At 70.7% G+C, this 24567-nt stretch carries 19 protein-coding genes and 1 pseudogene; 7 read left to right on the top strand and 13 right to left on the bottom strand.

Annotated elements, in window-relative coordinates; all coding sequences use genetic code 11:
* Nucleotides 1–239 precede the first annotated feature (239 nt).
* The 3 genes from FHS22_RS27515 to FHS22_RS27505 form a co-directional block, all read right to left on the bottom strand.
* A complete protein-coding gene (locus FHS22_RS27515; RefSeq protein ID WP_184946279.1) occupies nucleotides 240–1400 on the bottom strand; it encodes a trypsin-like serine peptidase in 1161 nt (386 codons plus the stop codon).
* 131 nt (nucleotides 1401–1531) lie between these two features.
* Nucleotides 1532–2719 carry a trypsin-like serine peptidase gene (locus FHS22_RS27510; RefSeq protein ID WP_184946277.1) on the bottom strand — a complete coding sequence of 396 codons (1188 nt, stop codon included), beginning with the start codon at nucleotides 2717–2719 and terminating at the stop codon, nucleotides 1532–1534.
* 223 nt (nucleotides 2720–2942) lie between these two features.
* Entirely contained in the window at nucleotides 2943–4541 is a 1599-nt protein-coding gene (locus FHS22_RS27505; protein WP_184946275.1) for a trypsin-like serine peptidase, read from the bottom strand.
* 317 nt (nucleotides 4542–4858) lie between these two features.
* On the opposite strand from FHS22_RS27505, the gene FHS22_RS27500 reads away from it, so the two are divergent.
* Nucleotides 4859–5317: an SSI family serine proteinase inhibitor gene (locus FHS22_RS27500; RefSeq protein ID WP_184946273.1), complete on the top strand. Its 459-nt coding sequence runs from the start codon at nucleotides 4859–4861 to the stop codon at nucleotides 5315–5317.
* 196 nt (nucleotides 5318–5513) lie between these two features.
* Here the strand turns inward: FHS22_RS27500 and FHS22_RS27495 are convergent, their stop codons facing one another.
* Entirely contained in the window at nucleotides 5514–6629 is a 1116-nt protein-coding gene (locus FHS22_RS27495) for a trypsin-like serine peptidase (protein WP_184946271.1), read from the bottom strand.
* A 318-nt stretch (nucleotides 6630–6947) separates the two neighbouring features.
* Between FHS22_RS27495 and FHS22_RS27490 the strand changes: the two genes are divergently transcribed.
* From FHS22_RS27490 to FHS22_RS27480, 3 genes are all read left to right on the top strand, one after another.
* Complete coding sequence (locus FHS22_RS27490; RefSeq protein ID WP_184946269.1) at nucleotides 6948–8480, top strand: acetyl-CoA synthetase; 1533 nt, start codon at nucleotides 6948–6950, stop codon at nucleotides 8478–8480.
* Nucleotides 8481–8669: 189 nt separating this feature from the next.
* Entirely contained in the window at nucleotides 8670–9560 is an 891-nt protein-coding gene (locus FHS22_RS27485; RefSeq protein ID WP_184946268.1) for a hypothetical protein, read from the top strand.
* Between the two features lie 148 nt (nucleotides 9561–9708).
* The gene (locus FHS22_RS27480; protein WP_184946266.1) at nucleotides 9709–10665 is read left to right on the top strand and encodes a zinc-binding dehydrogenase; all 957 of its coding nucleotides are present in this window, start codon (nucleotides 9709–9711) and stop codon (nucleotides 10663–10665) included.
* Nucleotides 10666–10797: 132 nt separating this feature from the next.
* Here the strand turns inward: FHS22_RS27480 and FHS22_RS27475 are convergent, their stop codons facing one another.
* The 8 genes from FHS22_RS27475 to FHS22_RS27440 form a co-directional block, all read right to left on the bottom strand.
* On the bottom strand, nucleotides 10798–11529 hold the full coding sequence (locus FHS22_RS27475) for a PadR family transcriptional regulator (RefSeq protein WP_184946264.1): 732 nt from the start codon (nucleotides 11527–11529) through the stop codon (nucleotides 10798–10800).
* Complete coding sequence (locus tag FHS22_RS27470) at nucleotides 11526–12383, bottom strand: DUF4097 family beta strand repeat-containing protein (RefSeq protein ID WP_184946262.1); 858 nt, start codon at nucleotides 12381–12383, stop codon at nucleotides 11526–11528. Before FHS22_RS27470 ends, FHS22_RS27475 begins: the two co-directional genes overlap by 4 nt.
* 79 nt (nucleotides 12384–12462) lie before the next feature.
* On the bottom strand, nucleotides 12463–12639 hold the full coding sequence (locus FHS22_RS27465; RefSeq protein WP_184946260.1) for a DUF6104 family protein: 177 nt from the start codon (nucleotides 12637–12639) through the stop codon (nucleotides 12463–12465).
* 104 nt (nucleotides 12640–12743) lie between these two features.
* Nucleotides 12744–16406 (bottom strand): multifunctional oxoglutarate decarboxylase/oxoglutarate dehydrogenase thiamine pyrophosphate-binding subunit/dihydrolipoyllysine-residue succinyltransferase subunit, encoded by a 3663-nt coding sequence (locus FHS22_RS27460; RefSeq protein ID WP_184946259.1) that lies wholly within the window; start codon nucleotides 16404–16406, stop codon nucleotides 12744–12746.
* Nucleotides 16407–16753: 347 nt separating this feature from the next.
* On the bottom strand, nucleotides 16754–17419 hold the full coding sequence (locus FHS22_RS27455; protein WP_184946257.1) for a phenylalanine--tRNA ligase beta subunit-related protein: 666 nt from the start codon (nucleotides 17417–17419) through the stop codon (nucleotides 16754–16756).
* A 76-nt stretch (nucleotides 17420–17495) separates the two neighbouring features.
* The gene (locus FHS22_RS27450; RefSeq protein WP_184946255.1) at nucleotides 17496–17981 is read right to left on the bottom strand and encodes a hypothetical protein; all 486 of its coding nucleotides are present in this window, start codon (nucleotides 17979–17981) and stop codon (nucleotides 17496–17498) included.
* A gap of 325 nt (nucleotides 17982–18306) precedes the next feature.
* Nucleotides 18307–18861, bottom strand: coding sequence for a hypothetical protein (locus FHS22_RS27445; protein WP_184946253.1), 555 nt, complete (start codon nucleotides 18859–18861; stop codon nucleotides 18307–18309).
* A gap of 113 nt (nucleotides 18862–18974) precedes the next feature.
* Nucleotides 18975–19487 (bottom strand): ATP-binding protein, encoded by a 513-nt coding sequence (locus FHS22_RS27440; RefSeq protein WP_260408342.1) that lies wholly within the window; start codon nucleotides 19485–19487, stop codon nucleotides 18975–18977.
* Between the two features lie 203 nt (nucleotides 19488–19690).
* On the opposite strand from FHS22_RS27440, the pseudogene FHS22_RS39660 reads away from it, so the two are divergent.
* From FHS22_RS39660 to FHS22_RS27430, 3 genes and pseudogenes are all read left to right on the top strand, one after another.
* Nucleotides 19691–19924, top strand: a pseudogene (locus FHS22_RS39660) (helix-turn-helix domain-containing protein); the annotation flags it as partial.
* Nucleotides 19925–20050: 126 nt separating this feature from the next.
* Nucleotides 20051–21073 (top strand): hypothetical protein, encoded by a 1023-nt coding sequence (locus FHS22_RS27435; RefSeq protein ID WP_260408341.1) that lies wholly within the window; start codon nucleotides 20051–20053, stop codon nucleotides 21071–21073.
* Between the two features lie 262 nt (nucleotides 21074–21335).
* Complete coding sequence (locus FHS22_RS27430; RefSeq protein WP_184946249.1) at nucleotides 21336–21647, top strand: hypothetical protein; 312 nt, start codon at nucleotides 21336–21338, stop codon at nucleotides 21645–21647.
* Nucleotides 21648–21795: 148 nt separating this feature from the next.
* Here FHS22_RS27430 and FHS22_RS27425 read toward each other — a convergent pair whose 3' ends face one another.
* Complete coding sequence (locus tag FHS22_RS27425) at nucleotides 21796–24279, bottom strand: glycoside hydrolase family 9 protein (protein WP_184946373.1); 2484 nt, start codon at nucleotides 24277–24279, stop codon at nucleotides 21796–21798.
* Nucleotides 24280–24567 lie beyond the last annotated feature (288 nt).

Genomic DNA, 24567 nt, shown 5'->3' with positions numbered 1-24567 from the left:
TGTAAATGGTGCCAATGTGACGTGAGTGCCCTGATACGTTCGGTCACCATCTCTGTGTGACGCAGATCACATGGAACCGATGGCACCGATTCGGGCCGAGTCACGTCTAACGCGCACGATCCACCCCGTGCCCGCCGCTCCGTTTCCGGGGAACGGCTCTGAAAACTCCCGGAAAACGGCGCGGGACCCGGCGCACGCCGGGTCCCGCGTTCGAGGTGGAAGGGACGGGCCCCTCCGGTCTACCGGTAGAGCTCGCCGTTCGGGCCCACGATCCGGCCGGACCAGACGTTGGCGGCCTTCTTGTAGATGTCGGCGGTCTCACCGTCGAAGTACGGCGAGGTGATCAGGTCGTAGCGGCTGTTGCCGTCCTGGTCGCCGAAGAGGCTGGTGACACCGTTGACGTAGCCCAGCCGGCTCCCGCTGCTGTACTGCTTCAGCCACGGGCCGCCGTCGGCACCGGGGGTGAAGGCGCCCTTGAGCCCGACGTGCTCCTCGACCTTCTCGGCCGCGGAGACGTAGACCTTGCCGGACGGCTTGCCGTACAGGTACTTGGGGGTCACGCCGGTGTAGGGCTTGTCGCCGTCGGGGTGCGGGGCCTGCGGGTAGCCGAAGACGTAGACCGGCTTGCCGGTCGGCTGGTTCCAGGTGAAGCCCTGGCCGCCGACGTTGTCGCCGAGGCGGCCGGCGTCCTTGGACAGGGCGATGTAGTAGTGGCCCTTGGAGGTCCACTTGGGACCGGTGAAGCCCTTGTACTCCGACGCGGTGACCTGCTTGACCCCGTTGAACAGCACGCCGTTGAAGACGGTGACGAAGGCGTAGTCCTTGTCGTAGTCCTCGTAGACGTCGAAGTCGTAGTGCGTCCACGCCTGCTTGCCGACGTAGATGCCCCACGGGGCCTTGCCCTGGTAGTAGCCGGGGACGAAGACCCACTTGTCCATGACGTGGCCGTTGGAACCGGGGTCGTAGACGCAGTGGCCGGCGGTCGCGACCAGGTTGCGGTACTTCGACTGCACCGAGGTGGCCGAGCACCAGCGCTTCTGGCCGTTGACGGTGAAGAACACCTTGCCGATGGTCTTGGGCAGGTTGACGTTCTTGGCGAGGGCCGGGGTCGGCTTCTCCGAGCCGATCGGGCCGACCGAGCCCGCCCTGCCGTCGGCGGAGGGAGCGCCGCCGGAGGTCAGCTTCGGCCCGTTGACGTCGGGGTAGAAGGCGGTGGCCTGCTTCAGGGCGGCGAAGTTGGACTCGGCCCAGAAGTCGGCGACCGAGACGGCGGCGGCGTTGTTCGTGGCCATCGGGTCGGTCGCCCACTCGGGGGCCGCCTGGGCGGTGCCGACCAGACCGGCGGCCAGCAGACCGGTGGCGAGTACGGCGCCACCGAGGGGGAGAAGGGAGTGCTTCAAGAGAGGTGCTCCTTGCGCTGCAACGTTTCCCGATCCTCGGGAGACTGCGGGACGACAAGGAACGAACCTACGCAGGCAGCCGCTGAGTCAAAGATTGCCTAAGGCTGCCTTAAGGTTCATTTAAGGTCCCTTTAAGGCTTCGGCGCCCGCTGGTTCTCCGCCCACCGGTAGACGACGTGGGTCGAGGCGGTGAAGTAGGGCGAGGAGATGAGGTCGTAGCGACCGTTGACGTCGGTGTCCCAGGCGAAGCTGTTGACGCCGTTGAGGTAGCCGAGCGCCCGCTGGGGATCGTAGTCGACCAGCCACGGGCCGCCGCTCGCCCCCGCGGTGAACGTGCACGTCAGGGCGATGCCGTACTCCACCAGGCGGGCGGGGGCGGTCCGCTTGCCGGTACGGCCGTCGCACCGCTTCATGACCCGGCCGTCGTAGGGCCGGGAGCCGTCGTTGTGCGGGGCGGCGGGGTAGCCGAAGGTGAAGGTCAGCAGGCCGATCCCGCGCTTGACCGTCAGCCCCTGCCCGCCGACGTTGTCCTCCAGGCTGCCGACGTTCTCCATCGTGTAGGAGCCCGCGGTCTTGCCCGGCGCCCACCGGAAACCGTCGTGCACGGCGACGAAGGCGTAGTCGTAGTCGTAGTCGCCCCAGCCGGGGAAGCGGTCGTGCAGGTTGATCGAGTGGCCGACGTAGATGCCGTACGGCGTCGCACCCTTGTCGTAACCCGGGATGAAGATCCAGTACTCGGCCTGCTTGCCCTGCTTGGCGTCGTAGGCGCAGTGCGCGGCCGTCGCGACCAGGTTGCGGTTGGCGGAGGCCACCGACGTGGCGGAGCACCAGTAGTCCTTGTCCCCGTGCCGGAAGAACACCTTCCCGACGGTGATCGGGTTGCCGCCGGAGGCCCCGGCCTTCTTCACCGGGGGCGCCGGCTTGACGGGCTGCAGCGTGTCGTTCTTCGCGGCGGAGGTCTTCGAGGCGCCGGTCGCGGCGGTGCCCTCCGCGCCGGAGGAGGCGGGGGAGGCGGTGCCCGTGCCGCCGGGCGTGGGAGAGGCCGGGGCCGCGGTGGCACCGCCGGTGGGCTTGACCTCGGGGGTGGCGGGGGTGTTGTCCTGGGCCTCCTTGAGCCGGGCCGGGCTCCAGTACTCCGCGATCCGCTTCATGTCCGCGCCGCTCTTGGTCAGCTTGATGGAGGTGACACCGCTCGGGGTCAGCTCGTAAGGGACGGTCGCGGCACCCGCGGCACCGCCCGCGAACGCGGAGGTCGCCGTCACGCAGGCGGCCAGCAGGGCGCCGAGCGTGGTAGCGATCCGCCGTGCGCGGGGGGACATGGGAGGCATTCCCTTCGTGGTCAGAAAACCCTGGATAGTTGCAAGGGGTGATTTTTCCAGATCAACTGAGTTTTGGGCAGCATGCCGCATGGAACTGCTCTGACGTCGTTATCGGGTCATCATGCCGCCGGAGGCGTAAGCGCCCTGTCAAGACGGGAAAGGCCCGGAGGGTTGACTCCGGGCCTTTCACCGCGTGTCCATGGTCATGGACGGGCGCCGGAACCTAGGAGGTGGGGAACTTCCCGGTCCAGAGGTTGGCGGCGTACTTGTAGATGCCGGCCGTCTCGCCGTCGAAGTACGGGGTGGTGACCCGGTCGTAGCGGTCGTTGTTGTTGCTGTCGATCGTGAGGCTCACCACGCCGTTGAGGTAGCCGGTCCGCTTGCTGCTCCGGTAGTGCAGCAGGAACGGGCCGCCGCTGGCGCCGGGGGTGAAGGCGCAGGTGATCGCCTGGTGCTCCTGGGCCTTGTACGCCGGGACGTCGGGGGCGTTGGTGGTGGTGCCGTAGCACCACTTCATGGTGTGCCCGCTGTAGACCTTGTCGCCGTCCAGGTGCGCGGCAGCGGGGTAGCCGAACGCGAAGACCTTCTTGCCGGTCTTCTGGTTCCACGCGACGCCCTGGCCGCCGACGTTGTCGCCGAGGCGGCCGGCGTCGGCGAGCAGGATCACGTGGTAGCGGGTGTGGAAGTACAGCTCCTTCACCGTGGTCTTGACCCACTTCTTCACGAAGTACTGGGTCTTGTACCAGGCGATCTCGGTGCCGTTGACGTCCTTGACGGCCTCGAGCTTGCCGAGGAAGTTGCCGGCGGCCTTGTCCTTGAGGAGCTTGTCGTACTGCTCCTTGCTGATGCCGACCTTGCCCTGGTCGTCGCTGAAGCGCTCGAACCGGGAGTTATTGTCCCAGCTGCCGGCGGGGGCCTTCTTGTAGTCGTACTCGGTGACCTCGACGGCGGTCAGCTTGACGCCGCCCTTGCCGTCCTTGATGTAGTCCTCGATGTTGGCGTTGCTCACGTCGGCGGGCTTGCCGACCGTCTGCACGTCCGGGTCGGAGAGCTTCTTCCAGTACGGGCCGAGCTGGCCGTACTTGGCGAAGCCCTGCTCGAACTCGTCCTGGGTGATCGCCCGGTCCTCGGTGTACTTGAAGCCCTTGGCCTTGTCGTACTCCGCGCCGGTGACCTCCTTGACGCCCGTCTGCTTGATGCCGTTGTAGACGTTGACGAAGGCGTAGTCCTTGTCGTAGTCCTCGTAGACGTCGAAGTCGTAGTGCACGTTGACCTTGGCGCCGACGTAGACGCCCCAGGGGGCCTTGCCCTGGTAGTAGCCGGGGATGAACACGAAGTTGCTGAAGGGCTTGTTCGTGTCGGTGTCGTAGACGCAGTGGCCGGCGGTGGCGACCAGGTTGCGGTACTTCGACTGCACGGAGCTGCCGGAGCACCAGCGCTCGCGGCCCTTGTCGTCGAGGAAGAAGACCTTGCCGACGGTGGTCGGCAGGTTGACGTTGCGCGACCTGCCGGCCGAGGCGCCCTCTCCGCCGATCGGGGCGACGAGACCGGCCTTGCCGTCGGCGGAGGCGCGGGAGGCGCCCGAGCGCAGCGAGCCGGAGGCGGTGGACTCGGCGACGTAGGTCGTCGCGGACTTCAGCTTGCCGGGGGTCCAGTAGCCCGCGATGGCCTTCGCGTTACCGGAGCTGGCGAGCGTCACCGTCTTGCGGTCGGGCGCTGCGGAGGTGGCCTCGGCGGTGCCCGCGAGGGAGACGCCGATCATGGACGAGGCGACGAGTGCGCCGCCGAGGGGGAGGGTGAGGCGCTTGGCTCGGGAGTTCAATGGAGCTCCTTCTTTGTCATGAGTCGCTCGGGACGCAACTCACGCATGCGTAAAGAGACAAGACGAGACCGTAGCCGGTAAAGAAGCCCTAAAGAGACATAAATCGGACATTCATGAAGACCGTTACGTTTTCGTTACTTAGTGAGTGGAACCAAAACCCTCAGGATCTCGTCTGATCTACCTTCCCTTGACCAAGCGCCGGGCGGCTCGCCATACCCCCTCGTTGACCTGGGGAAACGCCGGGACCGGTGATTGCCCGCGCCGAGCCGTGCGGACAGGATTGGAACGATCGATGTCACGCGGGATCGGGGGGTCTCATGCGTCGTCTTCTCTGCCTGGCCGCGGCCGGGTCGCTCCTGTTCGCCCTCTCCGGTACGGCCGCCGCCGCCGTGCTCCACTCCGGCGAGCCGTACCCGGACGGCCGGGCCGCCGGGGAACCGGCAGCCGATTCGAGGGTGTTCACGCTGAGCATCGTGAAGGGGGAGTCGTCTCTGATGATGGTGTCGCCGCTCTCCAGGGCGCGGCACGTCATGCTCCGGTGCGACCCCGTCTCCGGCACCCACCCCAGGGGGGGTGAGGCGTGCCGGGAACTGGCCGCGGCGGGCGGCGACCCGGCCGCGCTCACGCCCGCCGGGGGCCGGGCGTGCACCGCCGAGTACGACCCGGTCACCGTGCTGGCGGTCGGCACCTGGGACGACAAGACCCACCGCTACGAGCGGACCTTCACCAACCCCTGCGCCACGCACGCCGCCACCGGCTCGGTCTTCGCCTTCTGAGGCCGCGCCTTCTGAGGCCGCGCCTTCTGAGGCCGCGCCTTCCGGGGCCGCGCCTTCCGGCGTTCCGCCGTACGGCCCCGTCCGGGCGGGGCGCGGGTTCCCGCGGACGGCGAAGGGGCCCGGTCCGGGTGGACCGGGCCCCTGAAGGGCGCCCTGCCGACCGAATGGCCTGACGGTCGGCGTGCGTCGGTCATTCCTACTTGGTCCAGCGGTTGGCCGCCACCTTGTACACCTGGTAGGTGTCGCCGTTGAAGTACGGCGAGGAGATCCTGTCGTAGCGGTCGTTCTTGTCGGTGTCCCAGGCGACGCTGTTGACGCCGACGAGGTAGCCGGTCCGGCTGGAGTTCTTGTACTTCAGCAGCCACGGTCCACCGCTGGCGCCCGCGGTGAAGGCGCACTTGAAGCCGATGTGCTCCTGGATGTTGTAGCGCGGGGCCGCCGGCATGGCGCCGGTCGTGCCGTAGCACCACTTCATGGTGCGGCCGGTGTAGGGCTTGTCGCCGTCGGGGTGGGGGCCGGCCGGGTAGCCGAAGGAGAAGACGTTGCTCTTCACCTTCTGGTTCCAGGCGAAGCCCTGGCCGCCGACGTTGTCGCCGAGCCGGCCGACGTTCGTGAAGACCGGCTTCCACTTGCCGTCCTTCTTCTCCCACTTCACCTTGAAGCCGGAGTGGACGTTGACGAAGGCGTAGTCGAAGTCGTAGTCCTCCTTCACGACGAAGTCGTCATGGGCGTTGAACGTCTTGGCCGCGTAGATGCCGTACGGGTTCTTGCCGTTCCAGGCCTGGTCCCCGTCCCAGTAGGACGGGATGAAGATCCAGTTGTCGTAGAACCGGTTGGTCTTCACGTCGTACACGCAGTGCGCCGAGGTGGCGACGAGGTTGCGGTACTTGCTCTGGACCGAACTGCCGGAGCAGTACTTCCAGCTCTTCGGGTCCAGCGGGTTGGCGCCGGGCAGGGTGAAGAAGACCCGGCCGACGGTGTTGGGCAGGTTGACCTGCTTGCTCTTGGGCGACTTGGCGCCCTCCTGGCCGATCGGCGGGACCGATCCGGGCTTGCCGTCGGGACCCGCGGACGGGGAGGCCTTGCCGCCGCTGACGCTCAGGTCGACGTCGCCGGTCGCGTCGGTGGCCTTGCGCATGCGGTCGGGCGACCAGAAGGAGGTGGCCTGGGAGGCCGACTCCGAGGCGGACGAGGCGACCACGTCGCCGGGTCCGGCGGCGGCGCTCGCGCCGGTGCTGGTGGCGCCCATCGCTCCGGCGATCATGAGAAGGCCGGTGAGGGGGATCGTGAGGCGCCGTGCTCGGGAATTCAATGGAGCTCCTCTCGTTCTCGGCGGCGGGCGGGACTTCCCGTCGCCAGGAAAACGATCGGAACGCTACTGAATGGATCGACCGCTCGGCCAGGAATTGACGCGAAAAAGTCTGGGACGGTTCCAGCCGATGCGATCCTGTTATTGAGATAACCGCTGGTTATCATTTAACGAATAGGCATCCTCGCAGGTGGAGCGGGTCTGGCGGCATATTTTCGAGCATCTTTCGCACCACCCGCAACAATCGTCGGCAATGGTTTCTCGGATAACTCCGGGAACTCTGCCCTAGCAAACCGAATGACGTTCTGGTTCGATGTCCGCATGAGCCCGGACCCCCGTACCCCATGTCTCGTCGGCGTCGCCCAGCACACCGTCCGCGACCTCCCCGCCCCGGAACCGCTGGACCTGTGGGAGCTGGCCGCCCGCGAGGCGGCCGCCGACGCCGGAGCCCCCGGCCTGCTGGAGCGCCTCGACTCGATCCAGGTCGTCTACACCGAGTCCTGGCAGTACGACGACCCGGTGGCCCGCCTCGCCGAACGCCTCAAGGCCGACCCCCGCCACCGCGTCTACTCCACGGTGAGCGGCACGGCCCCGCAGACCCTCCTCGGTACGGCCGCCGCCGCGATCGCCGCGGGGGAGATGGACGCCGCGCTGGTCGCCGGGGCCGAGGCGTTCGCCACCCGCAGGGCGCTGCGCAGGGCCGGAGAGCGCCCCGCCTGGAGCCACCCGGCCCACCCCAGGCCGCCCTACGGCTGGGAGCGCCCGCCGCACCCGGCGGAACTGGCCCACGAGCTCTTCCTGCCCGTGCACACTTATCCGATCATGGAGACCGCGCGGCGCGCCGCCGCGGGGGAGTCCATCGAGGAGGAGTTCCGCGGCAGGGGCCGGATGATGGCCCCGATGACCCGGGTCGCCGCCGCCAACCCCCACGCCTGGGAGCGGGTCGTCCGCACGCCCGAGGAGCTCGTCACCCCCTCGGCGCAGAACCGGTTCGTCGGCTGGCCGTACACGAAGCGGACCGTCGCGCTCGCCGAGGTCGACCAGGCCGCCGCGGTGATCATGGTCAGCACCGGGCTCGCCGACCGGCTGGGGATCCCCCGGGACCGGCGGGTCCACCTGCGCGGCTGGGCCTACGCCGAGGACACCTGGGAGGTCGCCGCCCGGCCGGTCATGGGCGCCTCCCCGGCCATGGCGGCCGCGGCGCGGCACGCCTTCGCCCGGGCCGGGGTGGGAGCGGACGACCTCGGCGCGCTGGACCTCTACAGCTGCTTCGCGGTCGCGCTCCGCGCCGCCTGCGCCGCGACCGGCATCGACCCGCTGGACCCGCGGGGCCTGACGGTCACCGGCGGCCTGCCGTACGCCGGGGCGCCGGTCAGCGTCTACGTGCTGCACTCCACCGCGGCGATGGCGCGGCGCCTGCGGGCCGAGCCGGGTCCCGGACCGGTCCACGGCCTGGTCACCGGGGTCGGCATGCACCTGACCAAGCACACCTACGCGGTCTGGTCCACCGAGCCGGGTGAGGCCTTCGGCGGCGGGAGGGGCGGCGATCCCGGGAGCGGGGCGGGCGCCGGGCTCGCCGGGCTGCGGGGCGCCGCCGTACCGGTGCACACCGCCGAGCCCGTGCCGATCGCCGACACCTGGGAGGGGACGGCGACCGTCGCCGGGTACACCGTCGCCCACGGGAGGGACGGCGCGGCGGAGCGCGGGATCCTCGTCGTGGACCTGCCCGGCGGAGCCCGCGCGCACGCCTGCGTCCGCGACCCCGGCCTGATGGCCGAGGCCGAGGCGGCCGAGCTCGTCGGCCGCGAGGTCCGCCTCGTCCCCGACGGCGCGGTGAACGCCGCGACCTGGTGAGCGGTCTTCCGGGAACGCCGCGGCACGGTGAGCCGTCCCGGGAACGCCGCGGCGCGGTGAGCCGTGCTCGGCGGATGTCACGATCCGGTGGCGGACCGATCCGAATTCGTGACCGGCAGGTCATGGATCCGCGGCGGCCCCGAGCCGAAGATGGGCCAAAGCCCAACTCCCCCGGGAGGCGCCGGAACCGTGGTCGCCGGTCCGCACGACATCATCGAGGCCGAGGAGCCCAGGGGGCCCCGGCGCTGGATCGGGGGCGCGGTCCTGGCCGTGCTCGTGGTCGTCCCGGTGGCCGCCCTGCTCGCCGGCCGGGAGCCCGCCACGGTCGCCGAGCCGCCCCCGCCCCCCGTCCCCGCGGCCACCGCGACCTTCGCCGACCAGGGGCCCAACGCCCTGGAACCCGAGGTGCGGCGCCGCGGCGGCAGGGAGTCCATCGACGTCGTGTTCCCCGACGGGACCCGGGCCGAGGTGAGCTACCCCGGCGAGCTGGGCCTGGCCGGGATGGGGGTGCGCCCCGCCCAGGGCGCCTGGCTGGACGGATACATCGGCGTCTTCCGCCAGCTGGTCGCACCGCCCGGCGGGGTGGCCGCGATCTCCCGGGGACGGCCCATGATCCGGGAGCTGGGGGACCGGGCCACGCTCTGGCCGGCCGAGAGCCCGGTCGGCGGCCAGGTCATCGTCTTCGACTTCGGCCGCTGGTCGGTCGCCCTGCGCGACACCCCGCAGGGCATGACCTTCGAGCAGCGCATGCTCTGGGCGGAGAACCTGCGGGGCAGGACGACCAAGGACGGCTACCTGGTGCTCTCCGCCGAGCACCCCGTCCGGCTGGCCGGCCCCGGCCAGTTGCTCCGGGGAGAGCAGGCCGGGCCGCAGCTCTGGTTCGGCGGCGCTCGGGAGACGCTGACCGTGATCGCGCCGGTTCCGGACTGCGACACCGGGGCGATCGACCTGTCCGTGATCGAGCAGCGCCGCCGTTCCTCCGCGGAGACCTGCCAGAACGGGTTCTACGTCGCCGCCTCGGGGGACCGCGGCTCCGTGGAGCGCATCGTCTCCGAGATCCGGATAAAACCGGAGAAATAGGGGATCCCGGCGTCCGGGCCGGTCACGCGGGCGGAGCATGGGCTCGCGGGCCGGGACCGGCCGCAACGCAGAGTCCGCGGCGCGCCGGAGGCGGGGGCGGTGCGGGGGCGATCGCGGCCTCCGCCGGGCGGAGGCGTAGGGTGCGGCCATGTTCGCCGTAACCGCAACGCAGACGGACCCCGACAACCCCCTCGCCGGGCTGACGCTCGGCGAGCATCCCGAGCCCGAGGTGCCGGAGGGCTGGACCACCGTCACGGTGAGGGCCGCCGCGCTCAACCACCACGACCTGTGGACCCTCAAGGGCGTCGGCATCCGCCAGGACCGGCTCCCCATCGTGCTCGGCTGCGACGCCGCCGGGCTCGACGAGGACGGCAACGAGGTCATCGTGCACTCGGTGATCGGCACCGGGGCCGACGAGACGCTCGACCCGAAGAGGTCCCTGCTCTCGGAGACGCACGACGGCACCTTCGCCGAGCGGGTGGCCGTGCCCCGGCGCAACCTCGTGCCCAAGCCCGCCGCGCTCGGCTTCGAGGAGGCGGCCTGCCTGCCCACGGCGTGGCTGACCGCCTACCGGATGTTGTTCGAGAAGGCCGGGCTGGAGCCCGGGGCGACCGTGCTGGTGCAGGGGGCGGGCGGCGGGGTGGCCACCGCGCTGATCGCGCTGGGCCGGGCCGGCGGCTACCGGGTCTGGGCCACCAGCCGGTCGGAGGAGAAGCGGGCGCGGGCACGGGAACTCGGCGCCGACCAGGTCTTCGAGCCCGGCGCCCGGCTGCCCGAGCGGGTGGACGCGGTCATGGAGACCGTCGGCCAGGCCACCTGGGACCACTCGCTCAAGTCGCTGCGGCCCGGCGGCCGGATCGTGGTCTCCGGGGCGACCAGCGGCGCGGTCCCCCCGGCCGATCTGAACCGGGTCTTCTTCCTGCAGCTCTCGGTGGTCGGCTCCACCATGGGCACCCGGGACCAGCTGGCCAGGCTCGCCCGGTTCCTGGAGCAGACCGGCGTCCGCCCGCCGATCGACCGCGCGATCCCGCTGGCCGAGGCCCGCGAGGGGTTCGCGGCGATGCACGGGGGCGACGTCTTCGGGAAGATCGTCTTCACCGTGTGACCCCGGCTCGGGCGCGGTCGTCGGCGGGGTCCTCGGTGCTGTGCTCCGGACTCTCCCGGGGTACGGCCGGCCCGGGCGTGCGGGGCGCGGGCCCCGGCCGGAGGAGGGGCGGGCGCGGGCCGTACAGCAGGATCATCTCAGAGCGTCCCTGATCCGGCGGGCGGCGTCGTACAGGGCGTCCTGCGCGGTGGCGAGGGTCTCCTCGGTCACCTGCCCGCGCGCGGCGTCCCCGCGGACCTCCTCGGCGAACTCGGCCAGCATCTGCCCGAGCCGGGCGTCGGAGTCGGGCGAACCCTGGCCGGGGAAGCCCTCGGCCCAGATGCGCTTCCACTCGTGCTTCCAGCGGTCGGTCTCGTGCTTCCACTCGTGCCGGTGCCGGTCCCACTCGGTCTTGTACTCCCGCCAGGCCTCGCGCTGCTCCTGCCGGGCCCGCCGGAAGTCGTCCTTGGCCCTGCGCTCGTCCTCCTTGGTCCCCCGCCGCACGTCGCGGGCCATCTGGGTGAGCTCCTCGCGCAGCGACCTGACCGTGTCGCGGACGTCCTCCTTGACCTCGCGGGCGATGTCCCGGACGGAGTCGGAGATCTCCTGCTCCAGCTCGGCCAGCTCGTCCAGGCGGTCGTTCAGCTCCGCGCGGCCCCGGTCGGTGAGGGAGAAGACCTTCTTGCCCTCCGACACCTCGTGGGTGACCAGTCCCTCCTCCTCCAGCCGGGCCAGGCGCGGGTAGACCGTGCCGGGCGAGGGGGAGTAGACGCCGAGGAAGCGGTCCTGGAGCAGCCGGATCACCTCGTAGCCGTGGCGGGGGCTCTCGTCCAGGAGCTTGAGCAGGTACAGGCGGAGCCGTCCGTGGCCGAAGACGGGGCTCATGACGCCTCCCCGTCCGCCGGCGCCGTGCCGCGCGGCTCCTCACCGGTCCGCTGGTCCATCCCCGGTTCTCCTTTCAGCAGTGTGACGTCGGCGGAGACGGTGGTGGCCGTCAACGAGGCCATGCCTCCGCCGATCCGTCCGGACACGGTCTTCAGCCCGGGCTGGCTCGCGTGGTCGAGCTCGGAGAAGCCCGTGCCGATCCTGCCCGAGGTGGAACGGATCGCCACGTCCGCCGCGACCTCGTGCGGGAGCCGTACCACGATCTCGCCCGAGACGCTGTTCAGCGTGACGTGCCCGGTCGGGGGGAGCTCCAGGTCGGCGGTGATCCGGCCGGAGACGGTGGTGGCCTTCAGCCGGCGGGGTGTGCCGCGGGCCACGGTCAGCTCACCGGAGACGCTCTTGAACGACAGGTCGCCGACCAGGCCGCGGCTCTCCACGGCGCCGGAGACGGTGTCGGCCTGCACCTCGCCGCTCACCCCGTCGAGCACGATCCCGCCGGAGACGCTCCTGACCGAGGTGCGGGTCTCGAACCCGGCGACCACGGCCGAGGCGGAGACCACCCCGGCGCTGACCGGGCAGTCCTTCGGCACGGTCAGCGTGAGCGTGGCCCTCCGGCGCCCGGGGCGGAGCCAGCCGAGCAGGCCCTCCCAGGTCAGGTCCTTGTAGGTGACCGTGAGCGTGCCGTCCTCCTCGTGGGTCACCAGGAGGGGCGGGTCGCCGACCTCGGTGACCTCCAGGCCGGGCGGTCCCTCACTGGCCAGCACGGCGAGCCTGCCCGCCACGATCCGGACGTTCAGCCTGCGCACCGCGCCGAAGGTGAGCTGCTCGGGTTTGTCGATGGTCCATTGACGCATGTCTGCGACCTCCCTCTGGTAACACGATATGTCGCGTTGAGGGGATGGTCAAGATATGTCGTGTTATGCGGGTCCCGGGTCACTCGTCCTCGTCGTCGAGCCGGGCCAGCCAGGTGGCCAGCCGCTCCACGGGGGTCTCGAACTCGGGGTTCAGGTCCACGAACTCGCGCAGCCGCTCGGCCAGCCAGGCGATGCCGACCTCCTCCTCGCCGCGGCGGGTGACCAGTTCCTCGATACCCCGGTCGGTGAAGTACATCGTTCTCCCTGCCGTGAAATTCTCTGGTGCTCGTGTTCTGTAACGCGGAGGTCCCCCACAGGCGTTCCTGCGGGGGACCTCCGACGACGGTGATCAGACGGTGATCAGGAGTAGACCTCGTCGAGGATCTGGTTCAGCTCGGCCTCGTGCGTGGCGTGCGAGCCGGTCGCCGGGGACGAGTTGGCCTTGCGGGAGACCCGCCTGACCGGCCGGCCGCCGAACGTGTCTGGCTTCTCGGCCATCTTGAGGGTCAGGAACGGCCACGGGCCCATGTTGGCCGGCTCGTCCTGCGCCCAGACCAGCTCGACGCCCTCGCCGTACCGGGCCAGCTCCGCGGCGAGCGGGTTGGCCGGGAACGGGTAGAGCCGCTCCAGCCGGACGATCGCCACGTCGGTACGGCCCAGCTTCTCGCGGGCCGCGGCGAGGTCGTAGTAGACCTTGCCGGAGCAGAGCACGACCCTGCGGACCTCGGCCGGGTTCACCGTGGTGTCGCCGAGCACCGGGCGGAACGAGCCCGAGGTGAACTCGGAGACCGCCGAGACCGCCGCCTTGTGCCGCAGCAGCGACTTGGGCGTGAAGACCACCAGCGGGCGGTGCCGGTTCGACTTCGTCTGCCAGCGCAGCAGGTGGAAGTAGTTGGCCGGCAGGGTCGGCTGGGCCACGGTCATGTTGTCCTGGGCGCACATCTGCAGGAAGCGCTCGATGCGGGCCGAGGAGTGGTCGGGGCCCTGGCCCTCGTAGCCGTGCGGCAGCAGCAGGGTGACGCCGGAGCGCTGGCCCCACTTCTGCTCGCCCGCGGTGATGTACTCGTCGATGACGGACTGGGCGCCGTTGACGAAGTCGCCGAACTGCGCCTCCCAGCAGACCAGGGCCTCGGGGCGCTCCACGCTGTAGCCGTACTCGAAGCCGAGCGCGGCGTACTCGCTCAGCAGCGAGTCGTAGACGTAGAACTTCGTGGTGCCCTCGTTGAAGGTCTTGAGCGGGGTGTGCTCGGCGCCGGTGACCCGGTCCACCAGCACGGCGTGCCGCTGGACGAAGGTGCCGCGCCGGGAGTCCTGGCCGACCAGGCGGACCGGGTGGCCGTCGATCAGCAGCGAGCCGAAGGCCAGGGTCTCGCCCATGCCCCAGTCGACGCGGTCCTCGGCGACCATCTGGCCGCGGCGCTGGATCACCGGGAGCAGGCGCGGGTGGACGGTGAAGCCCTCCGGCAGGTTGAGCTGGGTGTCGACGATCCGCTTGACGGTCTCCTCGGAGATCCCGGTCGGCGTGTCCGCGTGCGACCACGGGATGGCCTCCAGGTCGACCGGGCGGGCGAACTCGCCGGTCGGCTCCCTGAGCGCCTCGCGGGTCTCGGCGAAGGCGTTCTCCAGCTTGGCCTGGTAGTCGCGGAGCGCGCTCTCGGCCTCCTCCACCGTGATGTCGCCCCGGCCGATCAGCGCCTCGGTGTAGAGCTTGCGGGTGGAGCGCTTGGCGTCGATCAGGTCGTACATCAGCGGCTGGGTGAAGCTCGGGTTGTCGGCCTCGTTGTGGCCGCGGCGCCGGTAGCAGATCAGGTCGATCACGACGTCCTTGCGGAACGCCTGGCGGTACTCGAACGCCAGCCGGCCCACCCGGACCACGGCCTCGGGGTCGTCCCCGTTGACGTGGAAGATCGGGGCCTGGATCATCCGGGCCACGTCGGTGGCGTAGACCGAGCTGCGCGAGGAGGCCGGCGAGGTGGTGAAGCCGACCTGGTTGTTGACCACGATGTGCACGGTGCCGCCGGTGCGGTAGCCGCGCAGCTGGGAGAGGTTCAGCGTCTCGGCCACCACGCCCTGGCCGGCGAAGGCCGCGTCGCCGTGCACGAGCACGGGCAGGACGGAGAAGCCCTCCTCGCCGCGCTCCAGCAGGTCCTGCTTGGCGCGGACCACGCCCTCCAGGACCGGGTCGACCGTCTCCAGGTGGGAGGGGTTGGCCACGATCGAGGCCTTGATCTTGGCGCCGTTCGGCGAGGCGAAGTCGCCGGTGGCGCCCAGGTGGTACTTGACGTCGCCGGACCCGTGCGAGCTGCGCGGGTCGATGTTGCCCTCGAACTCGCCGAAGATCTGGCCGTAGGACTTGCCCACGATGTTGGCCAGCGCGTTGAGCCGGCCGCGGTGGGCCATGCCGATGACGGCCTCGTCGAGCTGGTCCTGCGCGGCGGCGCAGAGCACCGAGTCGAGCAGCGGGATCAGCGACTCGCCGCCCTCCAGCGAGAAGCGCTTCTGGCCGACGAACTTCGTCTGCAGGAACGTCTCGAACGCCTCGGCGGTGTTGAGCCGCTCCAGGACGCGCAGCTGCTCCTCGCGGGCGGGCTTGTCGTACGGGCGCTCCACCCGCGCCTGGATCCAGGCGCGCTCCTCGGGGTTCTGCATGTGCATGTACTCGACGCCGATGGTGCGGCAGTAGGAGTCGCGCAGCACGCCGAGGATCTCGCGCAGCTTCATGAGCGGCTTGCCGCCGAAGCCGCCGGTGGCGAACTCGCGCTCCAGGTCCCACAGGGTCAGCCCGTGCGACTTGATGTCGAGGTCGGGGTGCTTGCGCTGCTTGTACTCGAGCGGGTCGGTGTCGGCCATCAGGTGGCCGCGGACCCGGTAGGCGTGGATCAGCTCGATGACCCGGGCGGACTTGGCCACGTCGTCGTCGTGCGTGGTCGAGATGTCCTGGACCCAGCGGACCGGCTCGTAGGGGATCCGGAGCGCCTCGAAGATCTCGTCGTAGAAGCCGTCCTCACCCAGCAGCAGCCGGTGGATCTGGCGCAGGAAGTCGCCCGACTGGGCGCCCTGGATGATCCGGTGGTCGTAGGTGCTGGTGAGCGTCATGACCTTGCTCACCGCCAGGCGGGAGAGCGTGTCGGGGGAGGCGCCCTGGTACTCGGCGGGGTACTCCATCGCGCCGACGCCGATGATCGCGCCCTGGCCCTGCATCAGGCGCGGGACCGAGTGCACGGTGCCGATCGTGCCCGGGTTGGTCAGCGAGATCGAGGTGCCGGCGAAGTCGTCGACGCCGAGCTTGCCCGCCCGCGCCTTGCGCACGACGTCCTCGTAGGCGACCCAGAACTGGCGGAAGTCCATCTCCTCGCAGGCCTTGATCGACGGGACCAGGAGCTGGCGGGTGTCGCCCTTCTGGATGTCGATGGCCAGGCCGAGGTTGACGTGCTCGGGCTTGACCAGCACCGGCTTGCCGTCGACCTCGGCGTAGGAGTGGTTCATGTCGGGCAGGGCCTTGACGGCCTTGACGACCGCGAACCCGATGAGGTGCGTGAACGACACCTTGCCGCCGCGGCCGCGGGACAGGTGGTTGTTGATCACGATGCGGTTGTCGATGAGCAGCTTCGCCGGGACGGCGCGCACGCTGGTCGCCGTCGGGACCACGAGGCTGGCCTCCATGTTGGCCGCCGTCCTGGCGGCCGCGCCACGGAGTCGTACTTCCTCGGCACCGGCGGGCAACTGCGTCTCCTGCTTGGGCTTGGCCGCCGGGGCCGGCTCGGCCTTCGGCGCTGTGGGGGTGGTCGTCGCGGCGGCCGGAGTTGCCGGGGCCGTGGCGGGTGTCGGGGGCGCGGCGGTGGCCGCTCCCTGGGCCGCGGCTCTGCCGGACCCGGAATCGGGGGTGTAGTCAGCGAAGAAGTTCCACCAGGCACGGTCCACGGACTCGGGATCCTGGAGGTACTTCTGGTACAGCTCGTCGACAAGCCATTCGTTTTGACCAAAGGCTGCCAGCGGGTTTGTCCGCGACGACTCAGACGACACGGCGGAAATCGCCCTCTTCCGCAGATCGGCGTTGATGATGGAGAACCGGTCCAAGGCTACTCTCCTGGACCTGGGCCTGCGCCCATCTAGCCGCAGGCCCGTAGACGATCCTCCCAGAAGGCGGTAAAACGGTCACCCCCCGGGGGTTCGCCCCGAGGTGGCGGCCATTCCCCCTCCGGTCGAAGGTGAGCAATCACACGCTCATCACACATTAAGTCTGCGGATTGTGAGGACCGGGAGAGGCCTCTCCGGCCCGTCCCGGCGGTGACGGGCCGGCGTCCCGCGGGGCGCAGACGCCGTATCCGTGCACGTCCGGGCGGTTCGTGTCCGCCCGGGCCGGCGGCCGCTCAGCCGGCGGTGACGAGTCGGGACCCGACCCGGACGCCCGGCGTGATCTCCTCCAGCAGCGCGGCCAGCTCGTCCCCGGCCGCCGTCAGCTCCTCCAGGGACATGGGCTCCAGCCGCTCCAGCAGGAACAGCGCGTCCACGGTCTCCTCGGTGATCCGGGTCCGCACGCACTGCCGCCAGTTCCACCGGCGGCAGGTGACGCCCCGGTCGTCGCGCCAGACCACCTCGCCGCGCTCCGGGTGGTCGATCGCGGGCTCGCCCCTCTCGACGACCTCGAACGGCTCGTCCCCGGCCGCCCGGACCAGCCTGGCCGCGCCCGCGTAGTGGGCCAGGTCCTCGCCCCCGATCGGCAGCCCGTGCCGGACGCTGATCGTGTTGTAGGCGTCGACCACCAGGTTGATCTCCGGCAGCGGCATCCGCCGCACCAGCGCGTCCACCGACGGCCGGGTCCGCTGCGGCTTGGCGCCGAACGCCCGGTAGGCCTCCCGCCACGCCTCGACCTTCGGGTCCTCGGCCGTCACCGCCTTCTCCGCCGCCTCGGCCAGCCAGGCCCGGGACCTGTCGTCCGTCGGCCCGTTGCGCAGGCCGTACACGCCCATGGCCAGCACCGCGAAGTCCGGCCTCAGCTCGGCGACGGCGGCGTCCACCCAGATGTCCTCGATCACGGGCGCCAGTTTATGGCTCCCCCGGCGCCGCACCGGCGCGCCTCTCCGCCCGGGGGGTACGACGGACCCGGCGGCCTCAGGACGCCGGGGCGGTCGCGGCGAGCGGAGCCGCGTCCCCTCCGGTCGCGTCCCCTCCGGCAGGATCCCCGGCGGTCGCGGGCGGGCCTGCGAGGCGGCGTGCCGCGTACTGCGCGAGCCGCCCGTGGGCCGCCACCGCCACCGCGAAGGCCGCGATCACCCCTGCGACGACCGCCAGCCGGCTCTCGTCCGCCAGCAGCAGCACCTTGGCGTCGCTGAGTCCGGTCCGTGCGGAACCCCACCCGGTCACGGCCGCCGTCGCCCACCGTCCCGCGCGCCTGATCGCGGGGCGTGCGGTCGCGGTCGCGGCGGCCGGTACGGCGAGCACGGCGAAGGCGACGAGAACCGCCGCCGTTCCGCCCGCCGAGAAGGAGACCGGCAGGTCGGCGGCGAGTAGGACGCCGCTCATCAGCAGCCGGGCCACGGCTCCGACGACCGCTCCCGCGACCAGGGCTCCGGCGAGCGCGGCCGTGACCGCACGCACGGTCCCGCGCCGCTTCTCTTGTCCCCGCATCACGTCCCCCTGTTTGTTGCTGAAAAGAGGGTTATAGAGGCGAATGTCCGAACAAGGCAACAGCGGGTACGTCCCGGAACACACTTGTTACCGGCACCGGCACCGGCACCGGCACCGGCACCGGCACCGGCACCGGCACCGGGCGGGCGTGACGTGCCGCACGAGGCAAGGGCGCGCCGGGCCGCGCTCTCCCGCTCATGAAGATCGTTTGATGAGAAGTTCGCGTCTCCGAGGCCGGTTCGACGTGCATTTCTCACCAAACGATCTTCATTTGGTGTGGACGGAGGGGCGTGTGTCAGTGCGCTCCGCGGCCGCCGCCGAGCAGGCCCGCCTTATGGGCCTTGAGTACGGCGTCGGCCTCGGCCTGGGTGAGCGTGCCGGCGGTGACGGCCGTCTTGAGCCGCTCGCTCAGCGCGGCCTCGGCCTTGGCGGCGCGCTGCTGCTGCAGGGCGTTCAGGGCCGAGGTGATCTTGTCGGCGGTGACGCCGAGCTTGGCGGCCAGAGCCTCGGCCATCTTCTGCCGGGCGGCCTCGCGCTCCGCCTCGGTGGGCGGCTGGCCGTCCTTGGCGGGCCGGTCGGTGCCGCCGCTCTCGCGGAGCTCCCGCAGGGCCGCGGTGACCTTGGCCTCGTCGATGCCGAGGGCCTTGGCGAGTTCGGTGGCGTGCAGGCCCCGGCCGCCGTGGCCGCCGCGCGGGCCCCGCTCTCCGGTGTCGGCCGTGGTCCCGGAGGTGGCCGAGGAGGACGCGGAGGGGGTCGGGTCGGCGGCCCAGGCGGCCGCGGGGACGACCAGCCCGCCCGCGACGGCGGCGCCGAGACCGGCGATGACAGCGAGACGCTTGGTGCGGTTCATGGTGCTCCTTCATCAGTGTGGTCTGTTGACCTGCACTGATGTTCGGCGCACCGGATGAGACCTCCCTGTTGCCCGTGTGAGAATCCGATGAGACGTCTGCGGGAGTCGTGAAGTCATGAAGATCCAAGGTCGAACTGCGCCCACACGGCGTGGCCGACGGCCCGGGTGCCCCGGTAGCCGACTTTGGTGGCCAGCGCGGCCACGGTCAGGAGGCCCCGGCCACTCTCGTCGAGGCTTCCAGAGTTGCGTTTGAATGTAGGTATGCCGCCCCAGCCGCAGTCGTAGACGGTGACGCGGATGGTGGCCGCCTTGCGGACGACCTCGACGATGAACGAGCCGTGGGGCTGTCCGCTGCTGGTGTGCCGCAGGGCGTTGCAGGCGAGTTCGGAGACGACCGACTCCGCATCGTCCCGCCAGGGGGAGTCCGCGAGGAGGAAACGGACGAAGTGGCGGGCCGGTGGGACCTGGTCCAGCCGTCCGAGGAAGGTCCGCCGCCAGACCATGCCTCCCGGCCGGAGGGTCACAGTGGCCTCGACCAGTTCCCGGGGAGGGATGTCGCCGGCTGTACTGCCGGGAGGTTCGATCGAGCAGGCGATTGCAGGCGGTCGGCGATCGGTGTCGGCCATGGGGATGCCCCTTCGGCTCTGTGAGTTCCGGCGTTTCCTCCACGACAGCTCATGTCGCGACGGAAAGGCGGCGGCCGTACGAGCTGTGAAAGATCCTTTGCGGACCCTGCAAATCCGGCTGGTCGATATGCATGTCATCCCGTTGACTTGAGCGCAGCGTGACGATTCATTTACATGAAGACCCTCTCCGGATCAGGTGGCCCATGACGGAGACGCGAGAACCGGGTATGTACCGATCCCGGATGCGTGAGGCGACAGCCGTACACGACTACGGGCAAGTGGTGCGGCTCGCCCGCCGGGAGCGGGGATGGACGCAGCAGCAGCTTGGCGCCCGTGCGGGTTATTCGGCTGCGACGATCTCCCGTTTGGAGACCGGGCATCAAGCGCTGGACGACATCACCACACTCCGTGTCCTCGCTCGGGCACTCGACATCCCACCGTCGTGGCTGGGTCTTTCCTCCCTGCCTTCCGGTGGGAATCCGCCGAAGGATCGGAGCGTTCATTCCCCCTCCGCGACGCCGCCCGTTAGTGTTGAGGCTCACCTGGCAGGGGAGGATGACGCCGTGGAGCGACGCCGGTTTCTCGCCGGGCTCACCGGTCTGACCGGAGCAGCCCTCCTCACAGGTTCGCAGGAGGCGGCCGATGCTGCGACGATGACCCGCCGCCTCGAAGGGGTCCTCACCGGCGGCACCCTTGACGCCCGGGTGGCCGTCACCGACCTGCGTAAGGCGGTCGGCGCGGCGCGCGGCGCATTCGACGCCTGCCGGTACGACGACCTGTCGGCGATGTTGCCCAGAGTGGCCGCCATGGCCCAGGCCGCCGTTCCGCGGGCGGTCGGACGAGAACGCGATCAGGCTCGTGCCTACCTGGCCGACGCCTACATGCTCACCAGTGAGCTTGCCGTCAAGCTCAACCAGGACGGCATGGCGTGGGTCGCCGCAGATCGGGCCCACAGTACGGCGACCGCCTCGGGTGACCCGTTCGCGATCGCCGGATCGTCCCGGGCGGTGGCGATCGCCATGCGCCGTCAGGGGCGACATGAGGGCGCGGTCGACGTGCTCACCCGTGCCGCGCTCGGCCTGGAGGCCGACGAGGGCTCCCCCGAGCCCGAGACCCTTCAGATCTACGCCGCGCTGCTGTGCACCGCTGCCTACGCCTGCGCCCAGAACGGCCGGCGCGCCCAGGCCCTCGATCTGATCGGCGAGGCGGAACAGGCCGCGGCCCGCCTGCCGGAACACACCCTGCGCGGCAGGCTCCCCACGCCCGCCAACGTCGCCGTCTACCGCATCGGCATCCACACCGCGCTCGGTGAGCCGGGAGTCGCCCTCGACCACGCCCGCAAGGTGGACGCCGGGCTGCTGCCCACCCCCGAGCGGCATGCCCGCTGGTGCATCGACACGGCGCGGGCCTGGGAGCAGTTCGGCCGCCGAGACCGCGCCGTCGCCGCGCTCCTCGCTGCGGAGCGGACCGTGCCACAGGAGGTCCGCCGTCCTTCGGTCTCCGCGCTGATCTCAAGAATGCGGTACGGCACCGGCCCGGTCCCGCCCGAGCTCCATGCTCTGGCCAGGCGGAACGGTCTGGCCTGATCGGGCGGGATGGTGCCTACGGGATCCGGGGCCGCACGTCATGCCTGGGAACGTCCGACGGAATGAGGCGGTCTTCTTCCGGCATCCGCTGAGTGGATGAGGTTGCCGGCACGCGCAGGGTTGACGCGCCCGGCCTGGCACGTATCTTTCGCTTAGGAAAGTTTCCTAAGAATTATCTCTTCTGCACACCCCCGGATCTGGGGCGCCAACCGGGGCGAACGGAACGTGGAACGGCCATCCGTCACCAGTACGAGGAGAGGGTATGAGAAGAACCCTGCGCGTCCTCGCCGCGACCGTGCTCGCGGCGGGAGCCGTCACCGTCGGGTCGAGTGCGCTGAGCCCGGCGTCGGCGGGAGTCGGCGACTGCGAGTACGCCTTCGGTCAGAACTCGTTCTCCGCCCGATGCGCGACGAACGGTCCCGCCTACGAGTTCCGCGCGTGGGTCCAGTGCGTCAACGGCCGCAGGGACGGCGGCTGGGTGGCGACCGGCAGCGGCCAGTGGAGCGCGGCGAGCTGCGGACCATGGTGGATCGACCGCCTGGGCTACGGCTTGGACGTGCGCCCGCTCTCCTGACGCGGGGACGGCGGCACCGCCCGCGAGGGGCGGTACCGCCGGGGCGCGGCCGGCCTCCGCCGAGCCGCGGGAAGCGCGGCAGGGCGGCCGCCGGAGGAGTGCGGCCGCCCTGGTCGAGGGGGTGGCGGCGGGGTTCGCCGTCGCCGGGTCAGCGGCCGAGGGTGCCGTTGAGGATGAAGCGCTCCGGCTTGGGGTTGGGGCCGGGGGCGTCGGCGCCGATGAAGCCGAAGGTGACCGAGCGGCCGGGCTTGATGACCCGGTTGTAGCCCAGGTTCTTCGCCGTCACGGTCGCGCCGTCCTGGGACAGCTCGGCGTTCCAGTGCCGGCGCACCTTCTGGCCGCCGAGGAAGGACCACGTCAGCGTCCAGCCCTCGATCGCCTTCTCGCCGGTGTTGGTGATGGTGACCTGGGTGTTGAACCCGTCCGGCCACTGGCCGTGGTTGGTGTAGGTGACCTTGAAGTCGCCCGCCGGGACGGGATCGGCCAGGAAGGACGCGATCCAGGACAGCGGGGAGTTCCAGTTGATGGTCAGCTCGTTGGTGGACCACGACTCGATGTCGTCGAGGTAGCAGAACTGCGGCTTGCAGCCCTGGAGCTTGGCCTGGGCGACCGGGTCCTGGATGGCGGAGTTGGGGCCGCCGGACAGGGTGCCCCTCGGCGGGTTGGGCAGGCCGGGGTCGAGCTGGCGGGCGTACCAGCGGCTGTGCTGGTTCTTGGACGCCACCTCGCCGTAGCCGGTCACGTAGGACTGGTTGAGCGCGTTGCGGCCGAGGATGTAGTCCATGCCCTCCAGCACGCCGTCGCGGTACTTCGCGGCGCCGCTGATGTCGTGGGCGACGGCCATCACGACCATGTTGTTCAGGATCAGGTTGTTGGAGCCCCAGTCGAAGTCCGGCGGGTTGTACGGCAGGCCGTACGGGTGGGCCTTCTGCACGGCGAGGTACTTGTCCGCGCCCTCCAGGACCGACGCGCGCACCCGGGCCCGGTCGGGCAGGGCGTTGGGCACGGCGGCGAGCTGGAGCCTGCCGAGCTGGGCGGTGTGGCCCCAGTCGAAGCCCCGGTCGAGCCAGATGTCGGCGGTGTGGTGCGGGGAGGCCAGGACGAAGTCCTTGAACTCCTTCTCACCGGTGGTGATGTAGAGCTCGGCGGCGGCCCAGTAGAACTCGTCGGTCACGTCGTTGTCGGGGTAGGCGCCGCCGCCGGTGCCGTCGGCCGGGTCGGCGTAGCGGACCGGGTCGGCCTTGGCCGCGGCCCACGCCCTGCGCGCGGCAGCCAGGTTCCGCTTGGCGAAGTCGGCGTCGTACGGGGCGAAGAGCCGGGCCGCCTGCGCGGCGGTGGCGGCCAGGTTGAGGGTGGCGGCGGTGGTCGGCGGGTGCAGCTCGCGCTTCTGCGGGTCGAGGTGGGGCATCATCGGCAGGCCGGTCCACGCGGCGTCGTGGATCTTGTGGTGGGCCATGCCGGCGTGCGGCTTGCCGTCGGGGACCTGCATGCTCAGCAGGAACTCCTGCTCCCAGCGGGCCTCGTCGAGGATGTCGGGGACGCCGTTGCCGCTCTCGGGGATGTCCAGGTCCCCGTCGGAGTGCGTGCCGTCGGTCTTGGCCCGTTCGAAGGTGGACATGATCTGGTGGACGGAGATGCCGCCGTTGACGACGTACTTGCCGTGGTCGCCCGCGTCGTACCAGCCGCCGCTGACGTCGAGCGTGTAGTCGCAGACGCCCGGCTGGCAGGGCACCTCGACGTCGCCCCGGTTCGGGGCGGTCCCGGCGTGGCCGGCGGGCCTGCCGTACCCCGGGCGGAGGGAGTCGAGGATCTCGGTGGCGCTGCGCTGGGTGTAGTAGAACTTCAGCGCGTCGGTCTTCAGCTCGCCGTACAGGTCGTCGGCGATGTCGAACGGGCGGCTGGTCTCGCCGTCGGCGGTGAGCGTGTAGCCGGTGCCCGGCTCGGTGACCGAGCCGAAGTCGATCGAGTGCACGTTCTGGCCGGAGCTGGCGTCCACGCCGCGCGGGACGGTCTCGCCCTCGGCGACGGTCCGCCCGCCGCGCTCCAGCCTCCAGGCCACGGCCTCGGTCCTCCCGGTGACCACGGTGGCGTTCTTCGGGCCGGTGGGCAGGTAGCCGACCATGTTCACCCGGACGCGGGGACCGGTGTCGGGGACGTAGACGTCGGGTTCGGCGCCGCCCTTGAGGGAGACGTTGTCCACGCAGAACCTCCAGGGGGTCGCGCTGCCGCCGACCTGGAAGGCCACCTGCGCGTTCGGCAGGTCCACGGGCGCGGTGAACGTGTAGGAGTAGTCGTTGCCGGAGACGCTCAGCTCGGGGTTGACGGCCAGGAACTGGGTCCAGGGGTCCACCGGGAGCTGGATCAGGGCCTTGGCGACCCGGCCCGGCGCGGCGGTGCCGAAGAAGGAGTACTCGTAGGTCTCGTCCTTGACCAGGGCGACGTCGTTCTGGCCGACGATGACGTCCCAGGGGTTGGCGGTGCCGCCGGGGACGTCGGCGCAGAGCCGGCCGCCGTCGACCTCCAGGGTGGTGTTGGCCGTGCTCCACCAGGAGGCGGTGCCGTTGTCGAAGGTGCCGTTGACGATCTGCTCGGGGCCTTCGGCGGCGGCGGGGAGGGGGGCCAGGACGACCATGGCCACGGAGACGGCGGTGGCGGCGGTGAGGGTGAGCCAGGTGGGGGGTCTGATCACGGGGGTTCCTTCAGGAAGTGACACGACCGCGTGGGAGCGCTCCCACTTTCACAGTGCGTCGATTGTTTCCAGGGGTTCGTCCAGCCGTCAACAACCGGACCGGCGGCCGCTCCGGCCGACCGGCATGATGTCGGATTTGCCCGATGAAACTTTCACGCTCCCGTCCGCCCGGGCCTCCCGGCGGACGCGGCCCGGCCCGCTGCGCTCCGGGAGCCGTACGCGATGTCCCGC

Origin of the sequence: Thiemannella venezuelensis (assembly GCF_014203605.1) — a bacterium.
Taxonomy (GTDB): Bacteria; Actinomycetota; Actinomycetes; order Streptosporangiales; family Streptosporangiaceae; genus Planomonospora_A; species Planomonospora_A venezuelensis.
The sequence above is the reverse complement of the archived record's forward strand: the minus strand, read 5'-3'. Positions and strand labels throughout refer to the sequence as shown.

What these genes read in the sequence shown, in the direction of transcription:
- FHS22_RS27510 (WP_184946277.1), bottom strand. Translation starts at nt 2,719, where the DNA reads ATGTCCCCCCGCGCACGGCGGATCGCTACCACGCTCGGCGCCCTGCTG.
- FHS22_RS27500 (WP_184946273.1), top strand. Translation starts at nt 4,859, where the DNA reads ATGCGTCGTCTTCTCTGCCTGGCCGCGGCCGGGTCGCTCCTGTTCGCC.
- FHS22_RS27490 (WP_184946269.1), top strand. Translation starts at nt 6,948, where the DNA reads ATGAGCCCGGACCCCCGTACCCCATGTCTCGTCGGCGTCGCCCAGCAC.
- FHS22_RS27480 (WP_184946266.1), top strand. Translation starts at nt 9,709, where the DNA reads ATGTTCGCCGTAACCGCAACGCAGACGGACCCCGACAACCCCCTCGCC.
- FHS22_RS27475 (WP_184946264.1), bottom strand. Translation starts at nt 11,529, where the DNA reads ATGAGCCCCGTCTTCGGCCACGGACGGCTCCGCCTGTACCTGCTCAAG.
- FHS22_RS27470 (WP_184946262.1), bottom strand. Translation starts at nt 12,383, where the DNA reads ATGCGTCAATGGACCATCGACAAACCCGAGCAGCTCACCTTCGGCGCG.
- FHS22_RS27465 (WP_184946260.1), bottom strand. Translation starts at nt 12,639, where the DNA reads ATGTACTTCACCGACCGGGGTATCGAGGAACTGGTCACCCGCCGCGGC.
- FHS22_RS27445 (WP_184946253.1), bottom strand. Translation starts at nt 18,861, where the DNA reads ATGAACCGCACCAAGCGTCTCGCTGTCATCGCCGGTCTCGGCGCCGCC.
- FHS22_RS27440 (WP_260408342.1), bottom strand. Translation starts at nt 19,487, where the DNA reads ATGGCCGACACCGATCGCCGACCGCCTGCAATCGCCTGCTCGATCGAA.
- FHS22_RS27430 (WP_184946249.1), top strand. Translation starts at nt 21,336, where the DNA reads ATGAGAAGAACCCTGCGCGTCCTCGCCGCGACCGTGCTCGCGGCGGGA.
- FHS22_RS27425 (WP_184946373.1), bottom strand. Translation starts at nt 24,279, where the DNA reads ATGGTCGTCCTGGCCCCCCTCCCCGCCGCCGCCGAAGGCCCCGAGCAG.